At 75.1% G+C, this 6,138-nt stretch carries 6 protein-coding genes; 4 read left to right on the plus strand and 2 right to left on the minus strand.

What is annotated here, in order from left to right; translation table 11 throughout:
* A partial coding sequence (locus ABD308_RS21095) for an AAA family ATPase (RefSeq protein ID WP_344337509.1) occupies window positions 1-1,113 on the minus strand: 1,113 nt, incomplete at its 3' end.
* 152 nt (window positions 1,114-1,265) lie between these two features.
* On the opposite strand from ABD308_RS21095, the gene ABD308_RS21100 reads away from it, so the two are divergent.
* From ABD308_RS21100 to ABD308_RS21115, 4 genes are all read left to right on the plus strand, one after another.
* The gene (locus ABD308_RS21100) at window positions 1,266-1,643 is read left to right on the plus strand and encodes a nuclear transport factor 2 family protein (RefSeq protein ID WP_344337510.1); all 378 of its coding nucleotides are present in this window, start codon (window positions 1,266-1,268) and stop codon (window positions 1,641-1,643) included.
* A gap of 42 nt (window positions 1,644-1,685) precedes the next feature.
* The gene (locus ABD308_RS21105) at window positions 1,686-3,116 is read left to right on the plus strand and encodes an MFS transporter (protein ID WP_344337512.1); all 1,431 of its coding nucleotides are present in this window, start codon (window positions 1,686-1,688) and stop codon (window positions 3,114-3,116) included.
* Between the two features lie 100 nt (window positions 3,117-3,216).
* Entirely contained in the window at window positions 3,217-5,097 is a 1,881-nt protein-coding gene (locus ABD308_RS21110; protein WP_344337514.1) for a S9 family peptidase, read from the plus strand.
* A 223-nt stretch (window positions 5,098-5,320) separates the two neighbouring features.
* Window positions 5,321-5,689, plus strand: coding sequence for a hypothetical protein (locus ABD308_RS21115; RefSeq protein ID WP_344337516.1), 369 nt, complete (start codon window positions 5,321-5,323; stop codon window positions 5,687-5,689).
* A gap of 70 nt (window positions 5,690-5,759) precedes the next feature.
* On the opposite strand, the gene ABD308_RS21120 is transcribed toward ABD308_RS21115, so the two are convergent.
* On the minus strand, window positions 5,760-6,138 hold a 379-nt coding region (locus tag ABD308_RS21120), incomplete at its 5' end, for an SURF1 family protein (RefSeq protein WP_486327033.1).

Raw genomic sequence — 6,138 nt, forward strand, 5'->3', positions numbered from 1 at the left:
CCCCCCGGCCCGCTGGGCGGTTCGCTCCAGCGCGTCGGCGAGACCGGCGTCGGGTGCGGTGGCGGCGAGGGCGAGGTGCCAGGTGCGCCGGTCGCCGTCCTCCAGGGCCTCGCCGATCGCCCGGTGGACGGCCAACCGCTGTTGCAGGGGCGCCCGTTGGAGGACGGCGGCGCGCAGCAACGGGTGCCGGTAGACGAGCCGGCGGTCGGCGCCGACGGTGACCAGCCTGGCCTCCTCGGCGGGCGCCAGCGCCCCGGCGTCCACCCCGAGGGCTGCGGCCGCGGCCAGCACCACGTCCAGTTCGCCGTTCTGCTCGGCGGCGGCGACCAGCAGCAGGGTCTGGGTGGCCGGCGGCAGGCCGGTGACCTGGCCGTGGAAGGCGATCTGCAGGCGACTGGTGAGCGCGAGGCCACCGGAGCCGAACCCGGCTTCCGTGAACGGAAGTTCAACGAGCGCCAACGGGTTACCGGCCGCATCGGCGAGCAGCCGCCGGCGGACCGGTTCGGCGAGCGTCCCGCCCGCGCGGTCGGCGAGCAGCCGGACGGCGTCCGCCTCGGCGAGCCCGGTCAGCCGCAGCTCGGGCAGCCCGGCGAGCGGCAGCGTCTCGGCGCCGTCGTCCCGGGCGGCGAGCAGCAGGGCGACGCCCTCCGCCTGGAGCCGCCGGGCCGCGATCAGCAGGGCGTCCAGCGAGGGCCGGTCCAGCCATTGAACATCGTCGACGACGCACAACAGCGTTTGCTCGGAAGCGAGTTCGGCGAGCAGCCCGAGCGTGGCCAGCCCCGCGAGCAGCCGGTCCGCACCCCCGGCCGGCTCGCCGAGGCCGAACGCGCCCTCCAGCGAACGCCGTTGCGGACCTGGCAGGGCGGCCAGCCGGTCGATTCCGGGCGCCAGCAGCAGACTCAGCCCCGCGAAGGGGAGTTCCGCCTCGTACTCGACCCCGGTCGCCCTGATCACCCGGACGCCGTCCCCGGCCGCCGCCACCGCGTACTCCAGCAGCGCCGTCTTGCCGATCCCCGGCTCGCCGCGCAGCACCAGAACGCCGCTTCGGCCGCCCCGCGCACCGTCGAGCAGCGCGTCGACGGCGGCCCGTTCCCGTTCCCGCCCGTACAGCATCCAGGTCTCCCCTCCCGTTGCCCCGACCCTACTGGCGGCGACCTACGTACGCCCTGCCTATCCGTGACGGATTCGCCCGCCGTCCGCCGTCCGTACCTTTTTGACCAGCGGGAACGGCCCGCCAACACCTGCACCGGACAAGGGAGAAGACCATGACCGCCACCCAGCCGACCGACCTCCAGCAGCTCGCCGCCCGCTACCTCGCCGCCTGGAACGAGACCGACCCGGTCGCGCGCCGGAAGCTGGTCGACGAGGCCTGGGCCGAGGACGGTACCTACACCGACCCGCTGGCCGAGGTCACCGGCCGCGCGGGCTTCGACGCGCTGCTCGGCGCCGCCCAGGCGCAGTTCCCCGGGCTGGTGTTCACCCTCGGCCCGGTCGACGCCCACCACAACACCGCGCGTTTCACGTGGAACCTCGGCGCGGCCGGCGAGGAGCCGCTGGTCATCGGCTTCGACGTGCTGGTCACGGACGCCGAGGGCCGGATCGCCTCGGTGTACGGCTTCCTCGACCGCGTCCCGGGCGCCTGAGCCGGCCGCACTCCACACCAACACCCCACGGGAGATGAAGAGTTGTCCAGCGCGCTCACCGCCCGAACCGCCCACGTGGGCCGCCCGGCCACATCGACCGCCGCGCCCGCCCCGCGCGGCCTGCTGCCCGTCCTGCTGACCGCGACCTTCATGACGGCCCTCGACATCTTCGTCGTCAACGTCGCCATCCCCTCCCTCCAAGCCGACCTGGGAGCCGGACCGGCCGCCGTCCAATGGGTGGTCGCCGGCTTCGGCCTCGCCCTCGCCACCGGGCTGATCACCGCCGGCCGGCTCGGGGACCGCTACGGCCGGCGCCGCGTCTTCGGGCTCGGCCTGGCCCTGTTCACCCTCGCCTCGGCGGCCTGCGGCCTGGCCCCGACGGCGGGCGCGCTGGTCGGTGCCCGGATCGCCCAGGGACTGGCGGCGGCGCTGATGGGCCCGCAGGTGCTGGCCATCCTGCGGACGGCGTACAGCGGCGCGGCGCAGGCCCGGGCGTTCTCGGCGTACGGGCTGACCATGGGCCTCGGCGCCGTCCTCGGGCAGCTGATCGGCGGGCTGCTGATCCGCGCCGACCTGTTCGGCCTGGACTGGCGCACCTGCTTCCTGCTCAACCTGCCGGTCGGCCTGGCCGCCCTGGCGCTGGTGCGGCGCTGCCTGCCGGAGTCGCGCGCCGGGCACCGGCCCGGCCTGGACCCGGCGGGCGTCGCGCTGGTCACCGTCGCGCTGACCGGCCTGGTGCTGCCGCTGATCCAGGGCCCCGAGGCCGGCTGGCCGCTCTGGACCTGGCTCAGCCTGGGCGGCTCGGCGGCGTTGCTGGTGCTGTTCGCCGTCCACCAGCACCGCGGCGGCCGGGCGGGCGGCTCGCCGCTGGTCGACACCCGGCTGTTCGCCGACCGCGCGTTCACCACCGGGCTGCTCGCCCAGCTGGCCTTCTGGCTCGGCCAGGCCTCGTTCTTCCTGGTGCTCGCCCTCTACCTGCAGCCCGGCCGGGGCCTGGACGCGCTCGGTGCGGGCCTCGTCTTCACCCCGATCGGCGTCGGCTACCTGGTGACCTCCACCACCGCGCACCGCGTCGCCGCCCGGCTGGGCCGGCAGACGATCGCGCTCGGCGGGCTGCTGATGGTCGCGGGGCTGGGCCTGCTCGCCCTCGCCGTGTACGGCACCGGTTCCAGCGGCGGTGTCTGGTGGCTGGCGCCGGGCCTGTTCGTGGACGGCCTCGGGATGGGCCTGGTGGTCGCGCCGGTGACGGCGGTGGTGCTGGCGGGCGTCGAACCGGGGCTGGCCGGTTCGGCGGCGGGCGTGGTCGCCACCGTCCAGCAGGTGGCCGGGGCGCTCGGGGTCGCGCTGATCGGCGTCCTCTACTACGCCGCCGATGACGCGACCGGCGCGTTCGGGCGCAGCCTCGCGGCGCTGGCGGTGCTGGAGGTTCTGCTGGTGGGCCTGGTGCAGCTGTTGCCCCGACGGACGGGGTGAGCCCGCGGCGCCGGCGGGGAGGACCGCACCGCGGTCCTCCCCGCTTTTCCGTTTCACCCTCCCGTTCCGTTTCCTCCCCCCGATCGGGTTGGATGGGTGGATGAGCGAGGAGAAGAGCGCCGTACCGGCGTGGGAGCAGCGGTTCAGGGCGGCACGGGTCTCCCTGCCGGACTGGGCGGAGGACGCCCCCGACCGGGCGCTGTACGTGTCCAACGCCAGCGGCACCTACGAGGTCTACGCGTGGGACCGCGCCACCGACACCCACCGGCGGGTCACCGACCGCCCCAACGGCACCACCGACGCCGAGCTGTCCCCCGACGGCGAGTGGATCTGGTGGTTCGACGACAGCGACGGCGACGAGTTCGGCATCTGGCGCCGCCAGCCGTTCGCCGGCCGCCCCGAGGGCGCCGAGGGCCCCGACGAGGAGGCCGTCCCCGGGCTCGCCCCGTCCTACGAGGCGGGCCTCGCCCTGGGCCGGGACGGCACCGTGGTGGTCGGCCGCTCCACCGACGACGGCGGCACCACCCTGCACCTGCGCCGCGCCGGAGCGGCCGAGGCCGTCGAGATCTACCGGCACGCCGAGTACGGCGGCGTCGGCGACCTCAGCCACGACGGCACCCTGCTGGCCATCGACCACACCGAGCACGGCGACGCCATGCACGGTGCGATCCGCGTCGTGCGGCTGCCCCACGAGGGCTCCGCGGTCGAGACCGTGGCGGAACTGGACGAGGTCACCGGCCGCGACGAGCCGCGCGGGCTGGCCTGCCTGGGCTTCGCGCCGCTCGACGGCGACACCCGGCTGCTGGTCGCCCACCAGCGCACCGGCCGCTGGGAGCCGATGATCTGGGACGTCGCGACCGGCGTCGAAACCGCGCTGGCACTCCGCGACGAGCAGGGCCGCGAGCTGCCCGGCGACCTCTCCGCCCAGTGGCGGCCGGACGCCCGGACGCTGCTGATCGAGCACGAGTACGAGGCGCGCAGCGAGCTGTTCTCGTACTCCCTCGACGAGGGCGTGCTCACCCGGCTGGACACCCCGCGCGGCACCGTCGGCGGCGCCACCCCGCGGCCGGACGGCACCGTGGAGTTCCTCTGGTCCTCCGCCGCCGAGCCGTCCGCCGTGCGATCCACCGCCGGCACCGTGGTGCTGCGCGCGCCCGGCGCCGTCCCGCCCCGCTCGGTGCCGGTCGAGGACGTGTGGGTGGACGGGCCCGGCGGGCGGGTGCACGCGCTGGTCCAGCGGCCGGCCGGGGCCGGCGACGGGCCGCTGCCGACCGTGTTCGAGGTCCACGGCGGACCGACCCACCACGACAGCGACTCCTTCGCCGCCGGCCCGGCCGCCTGGCTCGACCACGGCTTCGCGGTGGTCCGGGTCAACTACCGCGGCTCCACCGGTTACGGGCAGGCCTGGACGGACGCGCTGCGCGAGCGGGTCGGGCTGATCGAGCTGGAGGACATCGCCGCGGTGCGGGAGTGGGCGGTGTCGAGCGGTCTGGCCGACCCGGAGCGGCTGGTGCTGTCCGGCGGCTCCTGGGGCGGCTACCTCACGCTGCTCGGGCTCGGGACGCAGCCTGAGCTGTGGAACCTCGGCGTCGCCGCCGTGCCGGTCGCGGACTACCTGACGGCGTACGACGACGAGATGGAGGCGCTGAAGGCGATCGACCGCACCCTCTTCGGCGGGACTCCGGAGGAGGTGCCCGAGCGCTGGACGGCGTCCTCGCCGCTGACGTACGTCGAGCGGGTGCGGGTGCCGGTGTACATCAGCGCCGGGGTGAACGACCCGCGGTGCCCGATCAAGCAGATCGACAACTACGTCGAGCGGCTGGAGCGGCTCGGCAAGCCGCACGAGGTGTACCGGTACGAGGCCGGGCACGGGTCGCTGGTGGTGGACGAGCGGATCAAGCAGCTGCGGCTGGAGATCGACTTCGTCCGCCGGCACCTGGGCGGCGCGGCGGTGGGCGAGAATCAGGCGGACACGGAGTAGTAGGGACGCGGGAAACGGGGGGCACGGGGTGAGGCGTCTGTTGACGGTCGTGGGGGTGGGGGTGGCCGGGGTGCTGATGCTCACCGGCTGCTCGGGGCAGGACGATGACGGCGGGGGCGGGGGTGGGGGCGGGAGTGCGGCTTGTCCGCCGCCGGCCTCGCCGTCGGTGTCGCCGTCGGCCTCGTCCTCGCCACTGCCTTCTCCCACCGCCGGTTCCACGGTGGTGAAGGCGGCGTTCCGCAGCACGGTGGGGGCGGCGGGCGGGGAGGACGGCGGTGTGGTGGTGCTCGCCAAGTCGGGCTCGAAGGGGTCCGGCGGGTCGAGCGGGTCGAAGGGGTCGAAGGGCTCCAAGAGCGGCCGCAAGACGCGGCACCACGCCGACACGTACAACTCGGACAACAACGGAAGCGGCAACAACGGCAACAGCAGCCGTAGGTGCGACTACCCGCCGCCGACCGGCTCGCCGTCGCCCTCGTCCTCGTCCGGCGTGCCGTCCACTGTGCCGACGCCCACCGTGCCGTCCGCGCCGGCGCCGGCGGTCCCGACCGCGCCGGGCAAGCCGACCGTTCCGCCGGTGAAGCCGCCGCGCTGATCGGCGGGGCGGCTCCAGCGCCAGCACCGCTCGGACGCCGCTTCGAGGTCAGTCCGGTGTCAGTCCGGCGTCAGTCCAGGACCGGGTCCAGTCCGAGGGCCCGGTCCTGCTCCGCCTCCGCCTCGCGACGCATCAGACGGAACCACATGAACACCACGAAGCCACCGAAGACGAACCACTCCAGCGTGTAGCCGAGGTTCTGGAACGCGCGCAGGGAGAGGCCGTCGCCGCCCTGCGGCTGCACGGTCGGCACGGGGGTGAGCCCGTCCGCCGCGTCGTCGGCGGAGACCCAGCCGTCGTACCAGCCGCTTAGCTCGATCTTGTTGACGAGCGCGGCCTGATTGATCGTGCCGAGCTGGCCGTCCGGGAGGCCGCCGGCCACGGCGCCGCCGCTGCCGCTGTTCTCGCCGGCCTGGAGACGGCCGGCCACGGTCACCTCGCCGGCCGGG

The sequence above is a fragment of the Kitasatospora putterlickiae genome (assembly GCF_039527695.1).
Lineage (GTDB): Bacteria > Actinomycetota > Actinomycetes > Streptomycetales > Streptomycetaceae > Kitasatospora > Kitasatospora putterlickiae.